This is a genomic window from Vibrio sp. 10N.261.51.C6 (assembly GCF_041471785.1).
Lineage (GTDB): Bacteria > Pseudomonadota > Gammaproteobacteria > Enterobacterales > Vibrionaceae > Vibrio > Vibrio crassostreae_C.
Genome location: NZ_JBFRPB010000148.1, coordinates 1 through 221 on the forward strand (window position 1 = coordinate 1; position 221 = coordinate 221).

The following is a 221-nucleotide window of genomic DNA, read 5'->3' on the forward strand; positions in this document are numbered from 1 at the left end:
AACTCCGTTGGTTCAATACGAAAGCTTGTCACATCATCACTTTGAGTGGTGTAAGTAATAGTTTGAGTTGAACTCACCGCGCTGCCACTTGGTGCAGAGCCATCACTCAGATTTGTTTCCGACAAGTTCACAGTTGGAACATTATCAATGGTTGGGATATCACCATCGGTAATGGTCAACGTGACGGTTGAGGTCAACACATCGTTATCGGAGTCACTAGA

1 protein-coding gene is annotated in these 221 nt (G+C 44.8%); it reads right to left on the bottom strand.

Going from position 1 to position 221, the window contains the following annotated elements; translation table 11 throughout:
* The coding region (locus AB4375_RS21620) for a hypothetical protein (protein ID WP_372052512.1) at positions 1–221 on the bottom strand (221 nt) is incomplete at both ends.